Consider the following 23084-nt stretch of genomic DNA (forward strand, 5'->3'; position numbering starts at 1 on the left):
AAAACGCTAAAACAGAAGGGTGCTGCCCTGGTTGTTTTTTTTATGGCGATTATTCTTACCGGTGCTGTTTTTTTAGTTTCTGATCTTGGGCCAGATTTCTTACGTACCAATGCTGAAAATAATACTTCAACCTCTTTATCTAAAGCTAAAGAAGCTCTGCTTTCATATGCTGTGTCATATTACTATGGTCAATCAACTGGCGGTATACCTCATCTAGGAAATCATGGTTTACTTCCCTGTCCTGAAAGGGCTATCGGATATAATGGCGAAGGCAATAGTAGTAACCAGTGTGGTGCTACACATACTAATAGTCTCGGCAGACTTCCCTGGAAAAATCTTGAAATAGAACCATTGCTTGACTCTTCTGGGGAATGTCTCTGGTATGCAGTTTCCGGAGGTTTTTATAATACTCCACGCTCCCCGATGACAAATGATGATACACCTGGTATGTTCCAGATTTTAAATGAGTCCGGAAATATTATTCAGGGCATTACGCCAGAAGATAGAGTGGTCGCCGTAGTAATGGCACCCGGCAGACCTTTAAACAATCAAAATCGAAGCATCGCTGTTGCTACTCAACCCTGTAAGGTTCTAGGAGATGCAATTGTCGCTTCAGATTATCTGGAAACGTACCAGAACACATCCAACTCTTCTTCAAGTATCAATCTTGCAGATAACATAGATCAGTTCATTTCAGCAACTGGACTTAATACAAACACATCTATTAATGATCGAATTATCACAATTACTGCTAAAGAAATATTCGATCGAATTAAAAAAAATAACCTGATATATAACGATAAAGTGACTCAAATGGGGCAAACACTTGGACAATGCTTAATAGAATACGCTCAAGCAGGGTCTGTCACTAGTTGTCCCTCTATCACTAGCTGTTATACGGATTGTGATAATGCACGTGACTTATGTCGAGCCACTGCTGCGCCTGGACTTGAAACTGCCGCATGTAATAAAGCACGCTCTACATGCCGAAAAGTATGCGTAACCAACTGCCTCTCTCCCGGCGGAAATAATGGAAATAATGGAAATAATGGAAATAATGGAAATAACGGGAATAACGGGAATAACGGGAATAACGGGAATAATGGGAATAATGGCGGTGGCAACCCACTACCTGGTGGCGGAGGTGCTGGCGCAGGTATCTATCGACTTCCATGGCCGGCGCTAGTAGATCTAGATGCTGATTATCGTTTAAATGATAATTATATTGATGATGATTCAACAAATTTATTTTTTGGCCGTCTTCCATATATCACAACAAATTCCTCATCTACTATAGAGACTATAACGGGAACACCATTTACAACTGACGATAACTTATTCGAGTTTTGTGGTATCGAAGTAGACCCTAATCAGGAAATGTTTAACTTATGGGAAAACTGGAAAGATCACTGGTTTTACGTTGTTGGGCGTGACTTTGCTCCTGATGTAAACGCTGTACCTGCAGTGCCCTGTTCGAACTGTCCACAATTCAATGGTGGTACACGTTATTCAGCACTATTAATTTTTTCTGAACAACGAACCAATAATCAATTAAGGCGTGTTGATGAAACTGAAAATCCTGCGCCTGTTAATGCAAATTCCAAAGCTGAACTTGCTAATTACCTTGAAGGTAATAATCTACTAAATAATGGCGATCCGGATGGCAATGGAAATTACGACAATATAAACTCTAATGACAGGTTATTTTGCGTACCTCAGGATATGACTCCACCTGCAACCGTTAATGAGTGCACCCCATAATGAAAATCAACAAACAACAAGGTTTTACATTAATAGAAATAGCGATTGTTTTTGTCATTATTGCTGTTCTTTTAAGTTATACATTTATGCCAATGCGTGCACAGCTTGAAACCGCCAATATCAAAAATGCTCGAGCTAAATTAGTTGAAATAGAAGAAGCTTTATATGGTTATGCAATAGCAAATAACCGTTTACCTTGCCCTACGACTCCAGGGGGTAGTGGCATATCAAACCCTGAAGATCCCGCCGCTAATTGTGCAAACAATGCAGCTATTGGTGGATTTATAGGTTTTGTACCCTCAAATACTCTTGGTATCAAAGGAGATGTAAACTGTGATGGTTTGTTAGTCGATCCATGGGGCAGGCCTTATCGTTACAGTATAGTTAATACAGACGGTGGCGAGACTCCTGGTGACGGAGATGGCAGTGCTGATTTTGTCGTAACCGGTGGTATACGTTCTCAGGCAGTATCAACAGGAAACCCTGTACTAACTGGACCAACAGCTGTACGACCTAATATCGTAGTTTGTAATAACCTTGAAGTAAACTGCACCAATGCTGTCGCCTCTACAACAACAGCAGTAGCGGTCATCTATGCCATGGGTACAAAACAAAGAGCAAATAGTGCAACAGAAAATCAAAATGCAGGTGAAGGTGGAACAGTTGCAAGTACCTGCGGTTTACCCGCTTACCCTGTTGCCAGTAATACTCTGTATTATTCTGCTAAAAGAAAAGAAGTTGCTGGTTCTGAATTTGATGATATTTTAATCTGGATATCACCTAATATTCTATACTCTAAACTGTTACAGGCAGGCCACACACTTCAACAATAAGGATTTAAAAAGCACATAATAGTTTGTGCTTCAATATAAATAGACACCTATGTTACTAGAAGAAATATTCGGCTGGATAGCATCCATCCTCACTACACTTATCTTTATCCCACAAATATACAAAGCATTCAAAACACGTCTGACCAATGACATCTCAATGTTAATGATCGTTTTGGCGGTTTTAGGTAATGCGGCCTGGTTAGTTCATGCAAGTTTAACAGGCAATACACCGCTTATTGTATGTGCTTCGCTTATTATCATTATGAGCCTGGTATTGATTGTTTTTAAATATAACAATGAAAAGTCCTAAACACTGGTATACCGGTTCATGAACAAATTCGCACCTACAGATTAGTATCCGAATTTAATCTGGATTTTAAATTTCTTAAAATTTTAAACGGTAATACCCTCTGAATAATATTTATTAACCAGTTAGGTAACCAGCCTTTTGGGTCAGCATGAAACACCAGCTCTACAGAGGTTGTTTCTTTATCTAATACTGTCAGGGTATAAGTGCTTTCATAAAGATCTGCTCTAATCATGGATTTATCAACGGGTTTTAAATCTGATTCTATCGAATGCATTTTATATACTAACTGCTGATCAGATTCTGATATCAACTCTATCTGGTACACAAAATCCCGATGCGATGCGGGCCAGGGTGCATAGAAATGACTGTATTCTATTCGTTTATTTTCTTGATATTCTGTCAGTGGTTTTGAGATCTCCAGGAAAGGGATCCATTCGTGTCTGTGATTTATATCATCAAGTGTAAACCTGACTTTCTCAATGGATGCATTTATGATTGTCTGAGTTTTTGCTTTTACTATATCGCTGTATTCTGTATCGAAGATGTAAACTTTAATACCGTCTTCATCATTTATTAATTGCCAGTTTGTTTCTGTGGCGACAGCTACTGCTGAATGCATAACGACTAGCTGTATGATCAAATAAATTATTATTAATTTTTTCATCTGGTGTTTTCATCGCTAGCTAAAGCTGGCTCCTACAATATAACCTGCTTCGCAGTTATTTTATCATCGCGGTGGCTTTAAACTGGGCGAACATTTTTTTACCTTTTTCGATATTTAATTGATGAGCAGATCTATGGCTTATTAATGATACCATCGTCTGTTTACCGATTTTTGCCATTACACGTAACTTACCATTTTTGTCTGTCTGTAACTCATCTATAATAATAGGTATACAGTTTAAAATACTACTGTCTTTAGGCTGACTTAAACATAAACTCACATCTCTGGCATGAATTAAAATTCTTAACTTTTGATCTAACTGCATATTTTCAGCGGTAATTAATATATTTTCACCGCAATCTAACTGCACTAATTTATCTTCTGTTATTATTTTTGACACCGTTCCTTTCAAAATAAAACTGGCACCTTCTTCCTGCGTTAACAAAGGCTGAGTGATGCATAAATCAGCGATATCACCCTGATCAATAATATTTCCTTTATCCATTACCACGATATAGTCTGCTAGACGTAACACTTCTTTTATATCATGGCTTACATAAATCATGGGTATATTCAGTTCTTTATGAATACATTCAATATAAGGTAATAATTCCTGCCTTGATTGATAATCTAAAGCGCTTAAAGGCTCATCTAGAATAATCAATTCAGGTTGTGACAATAAAGCCCGCACCATTGCAACACGTTGCTTTTGTCCACCAGACAATTGATCTGGACGATGGTTTAATAACTCTTTTATTTTAAATTTTTCTACTAACTCATCAGGGTTCAATTCACTCTTTCGTCTTTTATAACCAAATAGAATATTTTCTTCTGTTGTCATATGCGGGAAAAGACGATGATCCTGAAAAACATAAGCAACATTCCTTAACCAGGGCTCAATATTTATTTTATTATTTAAATCATCTATTATTTTTCCATTTAGTGAAAACTCAGATTGTTGAATATTTTCCTCATTCTCATTCAGGCCGGCCATTAAGTTCAGCACACTGGTCTTACCTGAGCCGGACGGGCCAAACAATACTGTTACCCCTTTTTCTGGCATCTTAAAATCGACATCCAGTAAAAATTCATTCATTCGTTTTTTATACTTAATGCGTATCACTAAAGTCTCACCATTAATTTTCTATTGAGTGAATAAGTAATAAACAGAACAACAAATGAAAAAACCAGCAAACCTAATGAGTAATAATGTGCCTGTGTATATTCCAGCACCTCTACATGATCGTATATAACAATAGACAATACCTGAGTCACTTCTGGAATATTTCCGCCAATCATTAGTACCACACCAAATTCACCCACGGTATGCGCAAAACCCAGCGTAATGGCCACCAGAAACCCACGCATGGAAAGAGGAAGCACTATATTTTTAAATGTATCAAACGAAGAAGCACCCAGTGTATAAGCTGCCTGTTGTAATGGTTTACCCACCATTTCAAAACTGGCCTGCAGAGGCTGAACCACAAATGGCATTGAGTAAATAACAGATCCAATAACAAGACCTGTAAAACTAAAACTCAATGGCGTATCACTAACGTAAGACCAGATATTCCCGATATATCCATCTGGGCTTAATGCGAGTAACAGATAAAACCCTAAAACAGTCGGTGGCAGGACCAGAGGTAATGCGACAACAGATTCTATTATAACTTTTGATTTATGCTGAGTATTTGATAACCACCAGGCTAAGGGTGTACCAATTAGTAACAGGACAAGTGTTGTAATAGTTGCCAGCTTTAATGTGACAAGAATAGGTGCCAGCTCAATCAAAGACTGTAACCATCAGAGGTTATTACTTTTTTAATAGCAGGGCTTTGTAAATATTGCATAAATTCTTTAGCAATTTCTATTTGCTTTGACTGCTTTAATAAGACCACTTTCTGTTTTATCGATTTATGTTGATAACTATCTATTTCCCAATAGATATCCGTATTAACGTACGATCTTGCAACCAGACCTAAATCTGCCGCGCCGCTTTGTACAAATTGCAATGTTTGCGATATGTTTTCGCCATACACCAGTTTATGTTTTATCTCTTCATAAAGCTCCAGTTCTTTTAAAACCTCGACACTGGCTTTTCCATAGGGTGCAATTTTAGGGTTTGCAATTGCCAGCTTGTTAAAGTTTCCCGTTATTAATCGCTCTCTTAATTGCTGAGAGCTATCTGCATCTGGTCGCCAGAGAGCCAGCTGGCCTATGGCGTAAACAAATGATCTTTTCCCTGTTTCAAACTCTAAACTCTTACCCTGTTTAACCAGTTTATCTACCCGGGCACTGTCTGCTGAAAAAAAGATATCATAAGGGGCTCCCTTAACAATTTGGGCATACAACCTACCGGTTGAACCCCGGATAATAGTTACCTTATGATCCGTAATATCTTCAAAGCTCTGTGTTATTTTCTTTAAGGTTGGATAAAAATTCGCGGCTGTTGCTAAACGAAGCTCAGCTGCATTCACAATATTTTGCGAAAAAACGATTAGACAAAACAGAATTAATGACTGTTTCAACACCTTAGTCGCCAATCTGTTCTATATATGTTCGTTCTATAGGCGTTTGCACATAACGTTTTTTACCTGCTTCATTTGTCCAGAAATAATAATAACCTTTTGCTGGTTCTGCGGTTACTTTTCCGTCTTTCACTACCCATGATTTTTGATGTGAACCCTCTGAGAAGGTCACTTTATAATCGCCTTCTAGCCATGTCACGCCCAGACGAGAGAATTTATTTTGTTGTTCTTCGCTGCAACCTGATATCAGTAACAGAGCTGCACTAAGCATTATTAATTTATTCATTTTTAACCTTATTATTTAATTCTTACTTAACTTAAAATATTATTCTGATATTTAAAAATATTTGAATCGTATATAACCGATTTTCTATTAATTTTTACCTATACATAACCAGACCATCAATCCTTCGTTTGATTAACTGTTCCAGAGAAGTATAGGCGGGCTTATTTGCATACTTATTATCAAACTCCTGTTTTGTTAATCCTTCAGGCAAGTTTTCTATTGATGGCATATAGTCACTTTCAAATTTTATTGTTGCCAGTTTTGTCTGAACTTTTCTTGCCTGCTGTTCACCTGTGAGTGAATATTCTGCCAATTTGATTCCTGCATGATCCGCTGCCAAATCTGCAAAACTAAAACCACTACCACCCTGAGAATCTTTAACTTCTTTTTCCAGACCGATAGATTCAGCCAGGCCTGAATCTGCCATACTTGCAATTGCCGCTGAAACTAAAAGATGTCGACTTAGGTCAAAACGTTTTTTCAAATATACTCTTTTAGTTTTAATCGGTTTCTGATCTTTCTTATCAAAGAGTTTTGAGATATTTTTGTTTAAGGCATAAGCACCCAGTGTTATAAACACGGCTTTATTTTCAATCACTGGATCATTTAATAAACTACGACTTTCAGCCAGTTTAAACATGGGTTTCATTACTTCATTTAGTGTTGGTCTTGAACCCAGCTTATAACTTACCTTTGATAAATTATTAGACTGTGCAATTAGAGCTCGTTTTAATTCATCCGAAATGACTCTTGAGCTCAGTCCAGCTTTTAATTGGTTCGCAGTTTTCCTGTCCAGCACATAAGCAACCATCAGCTGTTTCTTTGCGAACGTTATCTTCTGTAGCGACTGGCTCAACAAATTATATTCTGTAATATTATTCTGTAAAAAGTTATGTGTATATTCAGCCACGGGTTGTGCAATATAAGCTGGCAATTCCAGATTGCCAATATTCAATGATTTAAGTCTTAATGTATTCTCACCTACACTTTCAATTTCAGATGAAATATTTATAAATTTACCCGCAGGGTTTTCCGGTAATTTTATACTTATCTGTATATATGCCAGATTCTCATCCAGCATCACATGTGTAAAGGCTCTTTTATTTAAAACTCCGGGTGCATTTTGAGACAGATAGTGTGCAGCCAAATTCAGGTCCTGCTGATTGATCTGACTATTTGTTGTTTCACCTGATTTAATCTTCGCAGGATTATTTTGCCTGATAAAGTTCTTAACCCTTTTTAGTTCTTCACTATTGAGTTCTGCCTGCTGATTTACAATTGCATGCTCGTCAATACTACCTACTGTCATAACACCAAGCATTACTCCCATTAAAAAGAAGAGCACAAACACCCATTTAATTAATCGCATCATTGTTATATCAAATACTCAATATTTAACTGAAAATAGTTTTAGTTACCAGTCTGAGCTAGGCCTGACGCTGCATCCAGTCTTCTAACATCAAGCTAACTATAACATGTTCATGTTATTTTCAAATCGCCTATATTCAACACTTTTATCTGTGTTCTTCTACATCACTTATTCATCAATCCCACACACTAGGTTACAATGCTAACCCATGGATGTTTCACATATATTAGACGGCTTAAATGACGCACAACGCGAAGCGGTAACTGCCCCCCCGGGACCGATGTTAATTCTGGCTGGTGCTGGCAGTGGTAAAACCCGTGTTCTGGTTCACCGTATGGCCTGGCTTATTCAGGTTGAAAATGTTTCACCGTTTAGTGTAATGGCGGTGACCTTTACCAATAAAGCCGCCAGTGAAATGCGAGCCCGAGTGGAACAACTTCAGGGTATAACACCTAATGGCATGTGGGTGGGCACATTCCATGGCATAGCCCATCGATTATTACGCGCTCACTGGAAAGAAGCTAATCTGCCACAGCAGTTCCAGATTCTCGATTCTGACGATCAATACCGTATGATTCGCAGAGTGCTCAAATCACTGGAACTGGATGAAGCTCGCTGGGTGCCTCGCCAGATACAGGGTTTTATCAATGGTCGTAAAGATGAAGGTTTAAGACCCCAGCATGTTGATGCGGGTTCAGATCCCATACGGCAACAACTGGTCAGTATTTACACCGCTTATGAGGCCGCATGCAAGCGAGCAGGGGTGATAGATTTTGCTGAACTGTTACTACGCAGTCTCGAATTAATTCGTGATAATGAAGAGTTGCATAAACATTATCGCAACCGCTTTCAACATATTCTGGTAGATGAGTTTCAGGACACTAATACCATTCAGTACGCCTGGATTCGTCTGCTCTCAGCAGACAAAAACGGGCGTGGTGCTCAGTTATTTGTTGTGGGCGATGACGATCAGGCTATTTATGGCTGGCGTGGTGCTAAAGTTGAGAACATTCTCAGTTTTAACAATGAAAACCCCAATACGCTTGTCATTCGTCTTGAACAGAACTATCGCTCCACCGGCAATATACTTAAAGCCGCAAATGGACTTATTTCCCATAACGATGACCGTATGGGCAAGCAGTTATGGACCGATGGGGAAGAAGGTAACCTGATTCAACTATATGCGGCCTTTAATGAGCAGGATGAAGCCCGTTATGTGATAGACCGTATTGTTGAGCATGTCTCTAATGGCAATGCTCGAGACGATATCGCTATCCTTTATCGCTCTAATGCACAGTCCCGTGTATTTGAAGAACAGCTCATGACTCACGGTATTCCCTACCGTGTTTACGGTGGATTACGCTTCTTCGAACGAGCCGAAATTAGAGATGCCCTGAATTATCTACGATTATTAAATAACCGCAATGATGATCCTGCTTTTGAGCGTGTCGTTAACCAGCCAACCCGGGGCATCGGTAATAAAACCGTTGATACTATTCGTGAAGCGGCTCGATTGGCTGATGTATCTATGTGGCAAGCCTCGCTTGAACTTATCGCCAGTAATAGCCTGACTGCACGCGCACAAAATGCACTAAATGGCTTTATTCAACTTATAAATAATCTGAACACAGATACTGAAGCCGTTGAACTGCATGAACAGTTCGAACACGTTATTCACGGTTCCGGCCTTATAGAACATTATGGCAAGGAAAAAGGTGAAAAAGCTGAAGCTCGTGTAGAAAATCTGGAAGAGCTGGTTAGTGCAGCCAAAGGTTTCCAGTTTGAACAGGATGAAGATGCTCCGCTTGATATTCTTACCGCCTTTTTAACCCATGCTGCCTTAGAAGCTGGTGAAGGACAGGCTGAAGCCTGGGAAGATTGCGTGCAATTAATGACATTACATAGCGCCAAGGGGCTTGAATTTCCACTGGTATTTATGTGTGGCATGGAAGAAGGTTTGTTCCCTCATCAGCGTAGCGCTGAAGAAGAAGGTCGTTTACAGGAAGAGCGTCGACTTTGTTATGTCGGTATTACCCGGGCACGGGATCAGCTGGTTCTCAGTTATGCAGAACAACGCCGTTTATATGGCAAAGAAATGTACCCTATGCCTTCGAGTTTCATTGGCGAAATACCGGCTGAGTTTATCGAGGAAATACGCCCTAAAACCAGTTACTCATCCAATACGAGCTCCTATGGTCAGAAATCTGATTATAGTTTTGCACAACAGGATAATGACTCTGGCCTGACAATAGGGCAAAGAGTATTACACCAGAAATTTGGTGAAGGTTTTGTGCTCAACTATGAAGGTCAGGGGAAAAGTGCACGGGTAGAGGTTAATTTTGATCATGCCGGCAGTAAATGGCTGGTTTTAAGTTATGCCAATCTACAGACTGTGTAATCTAAATAACATGAATTTATTAAAATGATAACCATCGAATGTCATTAGGAAAGGATCATGAACTTGTAAATTTATTTGCCTCCGGCTCTGCTCTGGTATTCGGACTTATCTGGATGTTTTTCGGTAACCAGATTATTAACAGTCTACTACCTGTTCAAAATCAGAACATATTTTATTATTTCTTCAGTGGTGTCATCTTTTCTCTTGCCTGTGTTGGTCTTTATGGCTTCATGCGTACCATACTCTGTTTCACGGAATTCATGGTGGGGCATGATAACCTCAATGCTCAATTATATGAAAACCTGCTATCAGAAGAAGATGAAGGTGTATTTTTAAAAAATAAAAATGGTATTTACAAAATAATCAGTCCGGTTGCCATGCAGGTATTAAAACTCGAAAACAAACAGGTTGTCGGGCAGACAGATGAAGATATACACAAATACGCAACTGCCAATAAAATAATACATGAAGATCAACGGGTACTGGAGTTTGGTGAGTCTGTTTACTGGGAAACATACATCACAACATCACGGGGTAATGAGGCTTATTTATGCAAAAAATTTCCCTGCCGGGACAGCAAAAATAGAGTCACAGGAATAATTGGCGTATGTAAAAATATAAGTCAGTTAAAAAAATCTCAAAATGCAAATCGACATATGGAAGATCGCTATCGTAATTTATTTAATAAATTACCTTATCCTGTGTTAGTTATCGATTCTTCCAGCCTACTGCCCTTTACGTTCAATAGCGCAATGAATAATTTACTGGGTTATGAAAAAGAAGAATTCTCACGTATGCGCATGAGCCTTCACATAGAAGCGGATTATCTTAATGATTTTAGAGATTCAATTACAGAATTAAACAGTTCGCACGGTGGCGAATTTGAAACACATTTAATTACTAAAAATAGAGATGTATTAAATGTAACGGGTTATGCGCAGGAAATCATAATTGAAGATAAGGCCTATCTTCATATGATGTTATACGACAATACTGAAACAAAAAAATCCACTGATATACTAATTGGTTCCGAATTAAAATATCGCTCTCTGTTTGAGCATGCCAATGATGCCATCATCATCGTATCAACAAACTCACTTAATATTATAGATGCAAATGAAATAGCTATTAGTTTCCTCGGTTATATGCGTGATGATTTATTATTAATGTCTATATACGATCTTGATTCATCTGTAAATCATGCATTAACACAGGAAAAAATTACTGATCTAGAAATTTATAACCATGCTCTTTACGAACAGGACATTAAAAATCGCAAAGGTGAAAAACAATCCGTTGAAATAAATGCTCACAAGTTAAATTATGGCAATGAAGATGTTTATCAGTTTGTAATTAGAAACATAAGTAAACGTAAAGAAACCGAAGCTGCTCTTAAATCTTCAGAAAGCAGATATCGCCAGATGTTTGAGTCTAACATGGCAATAAAACTGGTTATTGATCCAGACAATTTTCATATCGAAGATGCCAACCCGGCTGCTGCTGAATTTTATGGTTATTCAATTGAAGAACTTAAAGGCATGGATCTGGCTCAGATAAACATACTATCTCGAGACAAGTTAAATACACTGATTAAACAAACCAGAGAACAGAATCTTGGTTTCTACAGCTGCCCACATCGACTATCAAATGGAGAAATTCGTTTTGTTGAAGTTCGTGATGGACCAATGGAAATTGAAGGCAGGCAATTATTTTATTCAATAATACATGATGTTACCGCCAGTAAAGAAGCTGAAAATCAGGTTCTTGTGGCATCTAAAATGTTTGATTACTCTACTGATGCAGTAATGCTAATTAATGATAAAAATAAAGTTGTTTCTGTTAATTATGCCTTTACTCAAATAACTGGATACCAGCAATCAGAAATACAGAATAAATCACCAGAAATCATTCTAGCTTCACATGACGCCACTTTATTAAATAAAAACGTACTGGAATCGATTGATGATTCAGGGCAGTGGAAAGGTGAAATATGGCATCGTTTAAAAGATGGTCAGAGCAGGCCATTAAGCACTAGCATCAATAGTATACGAAATGAAAACACGAATGTTTCAAGTTATGTTGTTATGCTCACACCCAGACACACCCAAAGTATTGAGCAGGATAATCAGGTTCATTTTGTTGAATTAACTGAGTTACCAAATAAATCACTCTTTGTTGATCGACTTCAAAATGCAATTGACCGCGCCCAGCGAAATAAAAATCGCCTTGGAATAATTCTTATCGACCCTAAAAACTTTTCTGATATAAACGCTCAGTTTGGTTATGATCTTGGTGATCAGCTTTTAAAAGCTATTTCTAAACGCCTTAAATACAATACTCGAGATAGCGACACAATCAGCCATTTCTCTTCTGATGATTTCGCTGTACTCATTGAAGACCTTGGAGATATTCAACAAATGGGCATCGTTGCCCAGAAATTATTATCTACTCTATCTGAAGCATATCAAACATCTGAACATACAATTGATCTGGAGATTGCTATGGGCATAAGCATTTATCCAGACGATGGCAATCAGGCTGATTCACTCATTGCAAGAGCACAAACTGCATTATTAACTGCACAATATTTTAAGGGCAGCCATTTTGAATTAACCAGTGCAAGTATGAATCATAATGCGAAGATGTGGTTACAAACGGAAGCCAATCTTCATACAGCATTACGAAATAATGAATTCTTTGTATCTTTCATGCCACAAATCGATACATCAACAAATACTATCGACTCTATGGAAGCGCTGGTGCGCTGGAATCACCCTCAACAGGGCTGTTTGTTACCGGCTAAATTTTTACCAGGCGCGCAACAATCAGGATTTATTGGCGCTATTGGCATCAACGTAATAGATATGGCTTTAAAAGATTATCGAACATGGCTAGACCTTGATTTACCCATACCAAGACTAACTTTAAATATATGTTATTCACAGATAGATACCGATCTTGCTCAAATACTAATTGAAAAATGTGATAAATATAATATTGATTACCAGAGAATCGGGCTTGAATTTTCTGAAAAAGGTTATGCGCAAACCACTGATTCACAACGTGCTGTTCTACATCAGATACAGAGTAATAATTTTCATATCTGTATAGATGATTTTGGATCTGACAATTCATCTTTAAACTGTTTATTGCATTGTACTGTTACAGAAATTAAAATAGATCCAGAATTTATTGCTAAAACACGTGAATCTCTTGAAGCGAAAAATTTACTTACCGGTATTGTTTCACTCTGTAAGTCTCAGAACATACAAATTATTGCTGAAGGCATTGAAACTGAATTAGATCGTGATTACCTTAATGATTTTGATATTCACCATATGCAGGGTTATTTATTTAGCCAGCCACTTGATTCAAAATCTGTACAAAAATATGTTAAACGAATTACCCAGAAAAAATAATAATACAAAGCTGTTTGTATTATTATTACTTTTAAATACTAACCTGATAAATTAATTATGAAACGAAGACACTTTATAAAAGCTGCAGCCGCTACAGGCCTTGTCACCTCAGCTTCATTAACCAGCGGTCCAGCACAGGCTGGTAGTACAAAAAAAATAAAATGGAAAATGGTCACAACATGGCCTAAAAACTTTCCTGGTCTGGGCACGGGTGCTAATAATCTCGCAAAATTAATTACTGAAATGTCAGGTGGCCGTATAAAAGTTAAAGTTTATGGTGCCAAAGAATTAGTGCCTCCTTTCGAAGTTTTCGATGCGGTTTCACGTGGCACGGCACAAATGGGACATGGCGCCGCTTATTACTGGAAAGGTAAAACACAGGCTGCGCAATTTTTTGCTGCCGTTCCCTTTGGTTTAACTGCACAGGAAATGAATGGCTGGCTCTATCATGGTGGTGGCATGGAACTGTGGAAAGAGACATATGATGCTTTCGGTTTAATACCTGCAGCAGCGGGAAATACGGGCGTTCAAATGGCGGGCTGGTTTAATAAGGAAATTAAATCGATGTCAGATCTTAAAGGTTTAAAAATGCGCATTCCCGGTCTGGGTGGTGAAGTTTTAAAACGTGCAGGTGGTACGCCTGTTAGTTTACCCGGTGGTGAAATATTTACTTCTCTAAAAACCGGTGCAATCGATGCCACCGAATGGGTTGGCCCTTATAATGACCTGGCTTTTGGTTTACATAAAGCTGCGAAATTTTATTATTATCCTGGCTGGCATGAGCCTGGCACAACACTTGAGGCTTTAATTAATAAAGAGGCATTTGAAAAACTACCCGATGACTTACAAAGCATCGTGCTCAATGCCTGCAAAGTTGTTAATCAGGATATGACGACCGAATATACAACCCGTAATCAACGTGCCCTGGATACACTGGTAAATAAACATAAAGTTAAAGTCTTAAAACTACCGGATGAAGTTTTGTCTAAACTACAGAGTTTATCTGATGAAGTTATTAATGAAGTTGCTGCAACTGATGAAATGACAAAAAAAGTATTTAAGTCATTTAAAACTTATCGTGATCAGGTTAAAAAGTGGAGTGATATTTCAGAACTGGCTTATTTGAAATCAAGATAGCATTCTCCCTATATATACTTCATAGGAAGAATGATCTTATCTAGTTCGGATTAGCACAATCCCCTACTAAACCGTAAGGACTATTGCCATCTCCTCCCAATGGTAATATTTCTTCATCTTCAAGATCAGCAAGTAATGCTGGAAGACTTTGCGTTTTGGTAGCAATATTTTCTGAACCTGAAAATGTTGCTGTTGCAGTAATAAGAACAGAAGACCAGTTTGCTTCAGACTTAGGATAGGTAATTGAGAAATATCCAAAACCAGATTCATCTGTAGTGATTGAATTTGAACCTGGTGTTAACGTCGGCGTTAATATTGGATGATTTGCAACGGTTGCCGGATTGGTTGGCTCCAATGTGCCATTGCCATTCGTATCCTCACCAGCATCCAGATTACCATTATTATTTAAATCTTCAGCTGGACAGTTTATTATTGTATAAAAAGGAGCCCAGCCTTCGCCTGTTTTACCATAAGCTCCTTTATTATATAACGTGCTTCTTAATCTAATTTTAACCGTTGTATTTGCTTGTGGATTTCCATCTACATCAGTTACCTGTATTACATAGGGGTCCTGATATTGAAGCTCATTGAGTGAAAACATCGTATTACCATTACCGATAACAATTCTACCTATATCATCATCACTACTACATGCATAAAGTCCTGCACTTAAAATCACTATTCCTAGTGTGTAAATCTGTTTCATTCATTAGCCCCTTTGTATCTTATTGATAATAGCAGTAAAAATTATATTTACTGCAATAACACTGGAAGCCACGTTGCTAATTGTGGCCACCAGGCAATCAGGCCCATTGCCAATAACTGTATTAGTATAAATGGCATAACTCCCTTATATATATCCATAGTATTCACCTCGGCTGGCGCCACACCTCTTAGATAGAATAAAGAAAAACCAAATGGTGGTGTTAAAAATGATGTCTGTAAATTAATTGCAATTAAGACACCTAACCAGACAGGGTCTATTCCCATCGCAAGTAATATTGGACCCACAATGGGAATAACCACAAAGGTAATTTCTATAAAATCGAGAACAAAACCAAGAAAAAACATCACCAGCATCACCAGGAATAATGCACCGTACATTCCACCTGGCAGATCACTCAAAAATTCCTGTATCAGCTCATCACCTTCAAACCCTCTGAATACCAGTGAGAAAATGGAGGCTCCAATCAGAATCATAAACACCATGCTGCTTATACGGGTTGTTTCCTGTGTAACCTCACGTAATATTTTCACATTGAAAAAACCCCGTTTCCATGCAAGCCCCATCGCACCGACTGCACCGACTGCCGCTGCTTCGGTGGGTGTTGCCAAACCACCAATAATAGAACCTAATACCATGAGTATTAAAAACAGGGGAGGCACTAATTCAATCATCACCTGTTTTTTTAACTGGCTTCTATCACACAACTCATCTTTTGGTAATGCAGGCATCATTTCTGGTTTTAATCTGGCAATAATCAGTAAATAACTTATATACAAAAATACCAGCAATAAACCGGGAATGAGAGCACCAATAAATAAGTCACCCACAGATAACGTTTCCGGGCTGAATATACCCATATCAAGCTGAGCCTGTTGATACGCTGTGGACAGCACATCACCCAATAACACCAGAACAATAGAAGGAGGGATAATCTGACCAAGTGTTCCAGACGCACAGATTGTTCCACAGGCAATACGCGGATCATAACCACGTTTTAACATGGTAGGCAGGGACAACAGGCCCATAGTCACAACCGTTGCACCCACTATTCCGGTGCTGGCAGCTAACAACATGCCTACCAGAGTGACGGATATGCCAAGCCCGCCGCGTAATCCGCCAAATAACTGTGCCATGGTTTCGAGCAGATTTTCTGCTATTTTCGATCGCTCTAACATCACCCCCATAAAAACGAACAGGGGCACGGCCAGCAGTACCTGATTCATCATTATGCCAAATAGCCGATTGGGTAATGCCTCTAGAAATGCGCTATCAAACACCTCCAGGTAACTCCCGATACCGGCGAACAGCAAGGCTGTACCTGCCAATGTAAATGCCACCGGATAACCGCTTAACAAAAGGACGAATACACAGACAAACAACCAGATAGCCATATATTCCATTATTGGGAAGCTTCCTTATCTCTTGATGAATGATTATCTAATAATTGAGGGGGTGTTTGCGTAAGCGTTAACAGGATTCTTAAAATCATCGCTGTGGCCTGCAACATCAACAGACCAGCCATAATCAATATCAGACTTTTCAGTAAATATACCCCTGGTAACCCTCCAGCTTCACGTGAGGACTCCATCACTTGCCATGAATCTGCAACATAAGGCCAACTGACCCATATAATAAAAATCATTACAGGCATTAAAATAAACAGATGACCTATCAAATCTACCCATGCTTTACCTGTCTGGCTGAGTCGGTCATAAAAAATATCCACACGAACATGCCCACCCTGCTTCAGGGTATAAGCTGCACCAAGTAGAAAAACCATTGAATGGAAATAAGATATTGATTCCTGCAAAGCAATCCAGCCGGTATCAAACAGATAACGCAAAACAACAACTAAAAATGTTACCACTACCATAAGTAACACCAGCCATGAAACTGATCGGCCTACCCAGTCAATAAACTGCTCAAGTTTTACTGACATAGTCGTCAAATACTGCTTTATGTTTGAATTCATCGGCGCATTTTACACTGTTATCCCCTGTAGATAACAGTTTGTCGGTTATGAATTGATTTAGCCGTTAATTTAAGCAAATCTATTAAAAGTCATCATTTTTAACAAATAACTATAAATAACAGACTTTATATGAAAAAAATATTACTTATTCTCAGCCTATTACTACCTTTTTCTTCTGTACTTGCAAAAAAACCACCCATCATGGATGCCAGTGGTTTTATCACTCAGGAACATGCTTTAAATTGTATACAGACTAATAAAGACATGATTCTGGCCAGTCAACAGATGATTGAGACTGAAAATACCAAGACCCGTTTAAGAAGTAAAATTGAATACCTTCAGAATGAAATTCGTAAACGCAGACAGGTAATAGAAAAACTGGATAGACAGCATGATCAGGGAAATAACGAAAACTATAATCAGTTAATTACACAGTTTGAAGACCTCATGGATGAACGAAAACAGACCATTTCTCTTTATGATCAGAAAAATCAATTACATGTAACCCAGCATAAAAGTGTGATTCGTCTGGAACAACGTTTTTCTGATTTATGTTTTAAAAATATTCAAATTACGCAAAAAATGCATAAAGATATTTGCACCGGTGAGACGATTCGCTGGTGCAGTTTATTTAAGTTTCAATAACAGTTTTTTGCACTGCCAGTGCTCATAACCATCGGGGATGGATATGAGCTTTAGCTTCACAAAACAGTCATAAATTTATTTCATCTGTCCGTTTCGTTATAAAGTCTTTCTATAAGATTTTAATTCACAAAAGGAGTATAATGTACTGATCAGGTCATTAGAAACAGGAGAGTGACCATGTCAGAACTAGCTTTAAAACATTCGCCCTTACCGGATGACGACCAGTTAATTAGTTGTCAGACCTGTCTTGATTCTGTACCACTATCTGAATCTCAAATTTCTGAAGCGGAAGAATATGTAGCCTATTTTTGCGGTCTGGAATGTTACGATTTATGGGTACACCAGAATCAACAGGCTAATAAATTATCAGTTAAAAAATAATTCTTATTTAATCGGTAATCCTGTCATTTATTCAGGATTACCAGAACTAATATTATTTTTTATAATGAGCCAATGAAATTATTAATCTCATTGTAATAATTGTGATGTGTTTGAATTGTATTGTGTCCAACACCGGCATATTGGATAAGTTTATTATTCTTACCGGCAAACAGATATAATTGCTTCAGATGTTCATCTGGTATAATTTCGTCTTTTTCAGCTGCCATCATTAATACTGGATATTTAACCTTATTTATATAGTCCATAGTAGGAAAAGGGTGTTTCAATAAGTATCGGACTGGAAAAAATTTATATTGTTTAGCCGCCATGTTTTCTATGCTATCAAATGGCGTTATCAATATCAGACCTGCAATATTTCTGTTCGCAGCAAGGTAGGTCGCAACAGACGATCCAAGACTTCGACCAACAACAATTATTTCATCTGACCTTAACTGGTATTCATTTATAACCTGATCATAAACATCAAGCGCATTCTTATAAAAATTTTCCTGTGAGGGTGTACCAATACTTTTTCCGTAACCAGGATGATTAACCGATATCATTTGACGTACTTTAAATTCTTTTGCTTCATCATTTAAATAGACAACATCTTCAGCGTTACCTCCAAAATAGAGTATTGTTTTATTTTTAACTGGGTCAACATTAATTTTCCAGCCATGTCGAAGCTCATCATTAATCAAGAATGAAATCTCATTTTGTCTCACTGATTGATATACATCTTTTATCGGTACCGGTGGGAAAAAAATTAATTTGTCCTGTAAAAAATACAAAGCACTACAGCTAAATAAATATATTGCCGCTAAAAATATTAATACATCAATCATACGTTTCATTTTTATAAATTTAGAAGTTTATCCAGATCTTCTCTGGTTGGGCGTACATCTCGATCTTTGTAAAAATTCATTATTTCATCAAACGCCTGCTCAGGCTCATCTACAACTATGAATAACTCAAGATCTTCTTTAGTAATCATACCTTGCTGATATAAAGTGTTTTCAAACCAGTCTAATAAAGGTTGCCAGAATTTTCTGTTCATTAAAATAACGGGAATTTTTGGTGTTTTTCCTGTTTGTGTAAGTGTAAACATCTCTGCCATTTCATCAAGGGTTCCAAAACCACCCGGGCATACCACATAAGCTGACGCATATTTAACAAACATCACTTTTCGGGAAAAAAAGTGACTAAAATTAAGACTTAAATTTTGATAAGGGTTAGGTGTCTGTTCTTTTGGCAGATCAATATTTAAACCGACACTCACCGATTTTCCTTCTGCACCCCCACGGTTCGCTGCCTCCATTATTCCAGGGCCTCCTCCGGATATAATCGAAAAACCCTCATCTGACAATAACCGCGCTACTTCTCTGGCTTTTTTATAATCATCTGAATCTTCATGCACCCGGGCAGAGCCAAATATGCTCACCGCAGGTTTAATGTGACACAGTTGCTCAAATCCATCGACAAATTCAGACATGATTTTAAATACACGCCAGGATTCACGGTTCAGCTCTGTATAAGGGTCACGTCTTTCGGTTATGTCTTTTTTTGTCATCCGATTTACCATCACTTTATTTTTAGTGTCATAATACGCTGAATTTTTTTACATGCACAATGAATCTCTTATGGCAAAAAAAGCTCCTTTAATTCTGGTCGATGGCTCTTCTTATTTATTTAGAGCGTTTCATGCACTCCCACCCTTAACCAATTCTAATGGTCAGCCCACGGGGGCTATTTACGGTGTTATCAATATGCTTAAAAAACTGGTTGATGAATACAAGCCAGAGTATATGGCCGTTGTATTCGATGCCAAGGGAAAAACATTTCGAAGTGATCTGTACAAAGAATATAAAGCCCATCGTCCGCCCATGCCGGATGATTTACGAAGTCAGATTGAACCTATCCACCAGATAGTCGATGCACTGGGTTATCCACGTATTGTGGTACCTAAAGTTGAAGCTGACGATGTCATTGGAACACTGGCTCGTCAGGCGGAAGCTGATGGTTTTGATGTTTTGATATCAACGGGAGATAAAGATTTAGCCCAGTTAGTCACTGACAAAATTACATTAATTAATACCATGAACAACCACTTAAGCACACCAGCTTCTGTTCTGGAAAAATTTGGTGTCTCCACTGATCAGATTATCGATTATCTGGCATTAATTGGTGATACCGCAGATAACATACCGGGTATTAATAAAGTAGGCCCTAAAACGGCGGTTAAATGGCTGGCGCAGTATGAATCTGTAGATAATATTATTGCCCATGCAGATGAGTTTAAAGGCAAAGTGGGTGAGTATTTACGAGAAGGCCTTGAACAACTTCCCCTTTCTTATCAGCTTGCAACCATTGTTTGTGATGTTGAACTTGATGAAGCACCAAAAGACTTACAGTTACAATCGGCTAATACCGACGACCTCAAATCTCTTTATTCTGAATTTGAATTAAAAAGCTGGTTAACTGAATTAGGGGGTGAATCAACAGGAGCATCCGAAACCGCAGTAGAAACAGATTATCAAACTGTGCTAACACAGAAAGATTTTGATAACTGGTTAGAGCAACTTAAAAAAGCCGATATGTTTGCTTTTGATACCGAAACCACCAGCCTTAATTATATGCAGGCTCGCGTCGTGGGTGTTTCTTTCTCAGTTGAATCGGGCAAGGCCGCATATGTTCCTTTTGGGCATGATTATGAAGATGCACCACAGCAACTTTCAGAAGATATCGTTCTCGGTAGCCTGAAGCCCTTACTGGAAGATCCATCAATAAATAAACTCGGTCAGAACCTGAAATACGATGCCCACGTTTTACAGAACCATGACATACAGATGCAGGGCATCAGTGACGATACTTTACTCGAGTCTTTTGTACTGGATTCTACCAAACGCCATGATATGGACAGTATGGCGAGTCGTTTCCTTAATCATAATACTATCCACTTTGAAGATATTGCCGGAAAAGGGGTTAAGCAACTCACATTCAATCAGGTCGAACTGGATAAGGCCGGGCCTTATGCCGCAGAAGATGCAGATATAACCCTGCGATTGCACCAGTGTATTCATGCCCAACTGAAAGACATCCCCGAATTGCTCAACGTATATAAAGATATAGAACTGCCCTTAATGCCCATTATTCAGCACATTGAACGTAACGGGGTAAAAATAGATGCGGGCATGCTGGAAACACAGAGTCAGCAATTGTCAGAACGTATGACTGAAATCGAGCAACAGGCATATGATGTGGCGGGAGAAGAGTTTAATCTGGCATCACCTAAACAGATTCAAACTATTTTCTTTGAGAAAATGGAATTACCCGTTATTCGTAAAACACCTAAAGGCCAGCCGTCTACTGCCGAAGATGTATTACAGGAACTGGCCGAAGACTTTGAATTACCACGCCTCATTCTTGAGCACCGGGGTTTAAGTAAACTTAAATCAACCTATACAGACAAACTGCCTAAACTGATAGATGAAAAAACCGGCCGGGTACATACCAGTTACCATCAAACCGGCGCGGCCACAGGCCGTATGTCTTCCAGTGATCCTAATTTACAGAATATACCCATTCGCTCTGAAGAGGGTAGGCGCATTCGTCAGGCCTTTGTTGCCGATGAGGGTAACTGTATTTTAGCAGCAGACTATTCTCAAATTGAATTACGCATCATGGCGCATTTGTCTGCTGACAAAAGCCTGCTAAAAGCATTCAAAGAAGGCCAGGACATTCATCGTGCCACCGCCGCCGAAGTATTTGATGTAGCGCTGGATGAGGTTGAAACGGAGCAACGACGTGCGGCTAAAGCCATTAACTTCGGCCTTATTTACGGCATGTCTGCATTTGGCCTGGCCAAACAGCTGAATGTCACCCGCTATCAGGCCCAGGATTACATTGACCTTTATTTTGATCGTTATCCTGGCGTGAAAGACTATATGGACAATACCCGTGAGCAGGCTCATGAAACCGGTTATGTTGAAACCTTATTTGGTCGCCGACTGTATTTACCGGAAATTAATTCACGAAACGGTATGCGTCGACAATATGCAGAACGTACCGCTATCAACGCACCAATGCAGGGAACCGCAGCTGATATCATCAAACGTGCAATGATAAATGTGTATAACCGCCTGCAGGAAACTAATATTTCTGCACTTATAATTATGCAGGTACACGATGAACTCGTGTTTGAAGTTGCTAAAGATCAGGTTGAAGCCTTAAGCACGTTATTACATGAAGAGATGGAAAGTGCCGCTGATCTGAATGTTCCTCTTCTGGTTGATATCGGTGTAGGCATAAACTGGGATGAAGCCCATTAATTTGTAAGTTAAAACTAGTAGTAATAACAATTATATAGAGTAACTAGCTTAAATTAGACTTAAGAGAGATAAAAAAAATAACCCTGTTTGGGGTATTTTTTTGCCTGTAAATAGCACACCACTCGTCGCCTTCGTTTTGACATGTGCCCTAATTGAACTTTACTTAATAACAGGAAGACATGAGATTTTAAGAATTGCGCTAAAGCCCGGCGCAAGCTCGCTTGCCTCCCTTAAGCGAGCAAATTGAGGCTAGCCTCCCCAAGCCGGCCTCTACGTTACCCCCGACCACTTCCCTGGTGGCCGGGGTTTTTTTATGTCTAAAATAA

19 protein-coding genes and 1 pseudogene are annotated in these 23084 nt (G+C 38.7%); 9 read left to right on the forward strand and 11 right to left on the reverse strand.

The genetic code is table 11. The features are described 5' to 3' along the window. Positions 1-813: 813 nt before the first annotated feature. The 3 genes and pseudogenes from DIZ80_10210 to DIZ80_10220 all read left to right on the forward strand — a co-directional run bounded on the left by DIZ80_10210 (position 814) and on the right by DIZ80_10220 (position 2904). Positions 814-1125, forward strand: a pseudogene (locus DIZ80_10210) (hypothetical protein). Between the two features lie 635 nt (positions 1126-1760). Then, on the forward strand, positions 1761-2594 hold the full coding sequence (locus DIZ80_10215; protein ID RDH82645.1) for a hypothetical protein: 834 nt from the start codon (positions 1761-1763) through the stop codon (positions 2592-2594). A 49-nt stretch (positions 2595-2643) separates the two neighbouring features. Further along, on the forward strand, positions 2644-2904 hold the full coding sequence (locus DIZ80_10220; GenBank protein ID RDH82646.1) for a hypothetical protein: 261 nt from the start codon (positions 2644-2646) through the stop codon (positions 2902-2904). 34 nt (positions 2905-2938) lie between these two features. Here the strand turns inward: DIZ80_10220 and DIZ80_10225 are convergent, their stop codons facing one another. The 6 genes from DIZ80_10225 to DIZ80_10250 all read right to left on the reverse strand — a co-directional run bounded on the left by DIZ80_10225 (position 2939) and on the right by DIZ80_10250 (position 7703). Further along, on the reverse strand, positions 2939-3568 hold the full coding sequence (locus DIZ80_10225) for a hypothetical protein (GenBank protein ID RDH82647.1): 630 nt from the start codon (positions 3566-3568) through the stop codon (positions 2939-2941). Between the two features lie 55 nt (positions 3569-3623). After that, a complete protein-coding gene (gene modC, locus DIZ80_10230) occupies positions 3624-4691 on the reverse strand; it encodes a molybdenum ABC transporter ATP-binding protein (protein ID RDH82648.1) in 1068 nt (355 codons plus the stop codon). Beyond that, entirely contained in the window at positions 4691-5359 is a 669-nt protein-coding gene (modB, locus tag DIZ80_10235) for a molybdate ABC transporter permease subunit (protein RDH82649.1), read from the reverse strand. Before modB ends, modC begins: the two co-directional genes overlap by 1 nt. Continuing rightward, a complete protein-coding gene (modA, locus tag DIZ80_10240) occupies positions 5356-6111 on the reverse strand; it encodes a molybdate ABC transporter substrate-binding protein (protein RDH82650.1) in 756 nt (251 codons plus the stop codon). The genes modB and modA overlap by 4 nt, the downstream gene beginning before the upstream one ends. After that, positions 6101-6382 carry a hypothetical protein gene (locus tag DIZ80_10245; protein RDH82651.1) on the reverse strand — a complete coding sequence of 94 codons (282 nt, stop codon included), beginning with the start codon at positions 6380-6382 and terminating at the stop codon, positions 6101-6103. The genes modA and DIZ80_10245 overlap by 11 nt, the downstream gene beginning before the upstream one ends. A gap of 94 nt (positions 6383-6476) precedes the next feature. After that, positions 6477-7703: a hypothetical protein gene (locus DIZ80_10250; protein RDH82652.1), complete on the reverse strand. Its 1227-nt coding sequence runs from the start codon at positions 7701-7703 to the stop codon at positions 6477-6479. Between the two features lie 256 nt (positions 7704-7959). Here DIZ80_10250 and DIZ80_10255 point away from each other — a divergent pair, with 256 nt between their 5' ends. Genes DIZ80_10255 through DIZ80_10265 form a run of 3 tightly spaced genes read left to right on the forward strand, consistent with a single transcriptional unit; the run spans position 7960 to position 14705 of the window. Further along, a complete protein-coding gene (locus DIZ80_10255; GenBank protein RDH82653.1) occupies positions 7960-10149 on the forward strand; it encodes a DNA helicase II in 2190 nt (729 codons plus the stop codon). A gap of 38 nt (positions 10150-10187) precedes the next feature. Continuing rightward, positions 10188-13568, forward strand: coding sequence for a hypothetical protein (locus tag DIZ80_10260; GenBank protein ID RDH82654.1), 3381 nt, complete (start codon positions 10188-10190; stop codon positions 13566-13568). Positions 13569-13625: 57 nt separating this feature from the next. Then, entirely contained in the window at positions 13626-14705 is a 1080-nt protein-coding gene (locus DIZ80_10265) for an ABC transporter substrate-binding protein (protein ID RDH82655.1), read from the forward strand. Between the two features lie 40 nt (positions 14706-14745). Here DIZ80_10265 and DIZ80_10270 read toward each other — a convergent pair whose 3' ends face one another. From DIZ80_10270 to DIZ80_10280, 3 genes are read right to left on the reverse strand one after another with little or no spacing between them, the layout of a single operon-like run. Then, complete coding sequence (locus DIZ80_10270) at positions 14746-15411, reverse strand: hypothetical protein (GenBank protein ID RDH82656.1); 666 nt, start codon at positions 15409-15411, stop codon at positions 14746-14748. A gap of 47 nt (positions 15412-15458) precedes the next feature. Next, the gene (locus DIZ80_10275; GenBank protein ID RDH82657.1) at positions 15459-16832 is read right to left on the reverse strand and encodes a C4-dicarboxylate ABC transporter; all 1374 of its coding nucleotides are present in this window, start codon (positions 16830-16832) and stop codon (positions 15459-15461) included. Then, positions 16832-17404 (reverse strand): C4-dicarboxylate ABC transporter permease, encoded by a 573-nt coding sequence (locus DIZ80_10280; GenBank protein ID RDH82658.1) that lies wholly within the window; start codon positions 17402-17404, stop codon positions 16832-16834. Before DIZ80_10280 ends, DIZ80_10275 begins: the two co-directional genes overlap by 1 nt. Before the next feature lie 129 nt (positions 17405-17533). On the opposite strand from DIZ80_10280, the gene DIZ80_10285 reads away from it, so the two are divergent. Together DIZ80_10285 and DIZ80_10290 are read left to right on the forward strand one after the other, a co-directional pair. Next, positions 17534-18049, forward strand: coding sequence for a hypothetical protein (locus DIZ80_10285; GenBank protein RDH82659.1), 516 nt, complete (start codon positions 17534-17536; stop codon positions 18047-18049). 177 nt (positions 18050-18226) lie between these two features. After that, the gene (locus DIZ80_10290; GenBank protein ID RDH82660.1) at positions 18227-18430 is read left to right on the forward strand and encodes a hypothetical protein; all 204 of its coding nucleotides are present in this window, start codon (positions 18227-18229) and stop codon (positions 18428-18430) included. Between the two features lie 59 nt (positions 18431-18489). Here the strand turns inward: DIZ80_10290 and DIZ80_10295 are convergent, their stop codons facing one another. Further along, the gene (locus DIZ80_10295; protein ID RDH82661.1) at positions 18490-19284 is read right to left on the reverse strand and encodes a hypothetical protein; all 795 of its coding nucleotides are present in this window, start codon (positions 19282-19284) and stop codon (positions 18490-18492) included. Positions 19285-19286: 2 nt separating this feature from the next. Beyond that, positions 19287-20000 (reverse strand): TIGR00730 family Rossman fold protein, encoded by a 714-nt coding sequence (locus DIZ80_10300; GenBank protein RDH82662.1) that lies wholly within the window; start codon positions 19998-20000, stop codon positions 19287-19289. Positions 20001-20070: 70 nt separating this feature from the next. Between DIZ80_10300 and DIZ80_10305 the strand changes: the two genes are divergently transcribed. Then, complete coding sequence (locus tag DIZ80_10305; protein RDH83151.1) at positions 20071-22758, forward strand: DNA polymerase I; 2688 nt, start codon at positions 20071-20073, stop codon at positions 22756-22758. Positions 22759-23084 lie beyond the last annotated feature (326 nt).

It is taken from the genome of endosymbiont of Galathealinum brachiosum (assembly GCA_003349885.1).
In the GTDB taxonomy this organism is placed as follows: domain Bacteria; phylum Pseudomonadota; class Gammaproteobacteria; order SZUA-229; family SZUA-229; genus SZUA-229.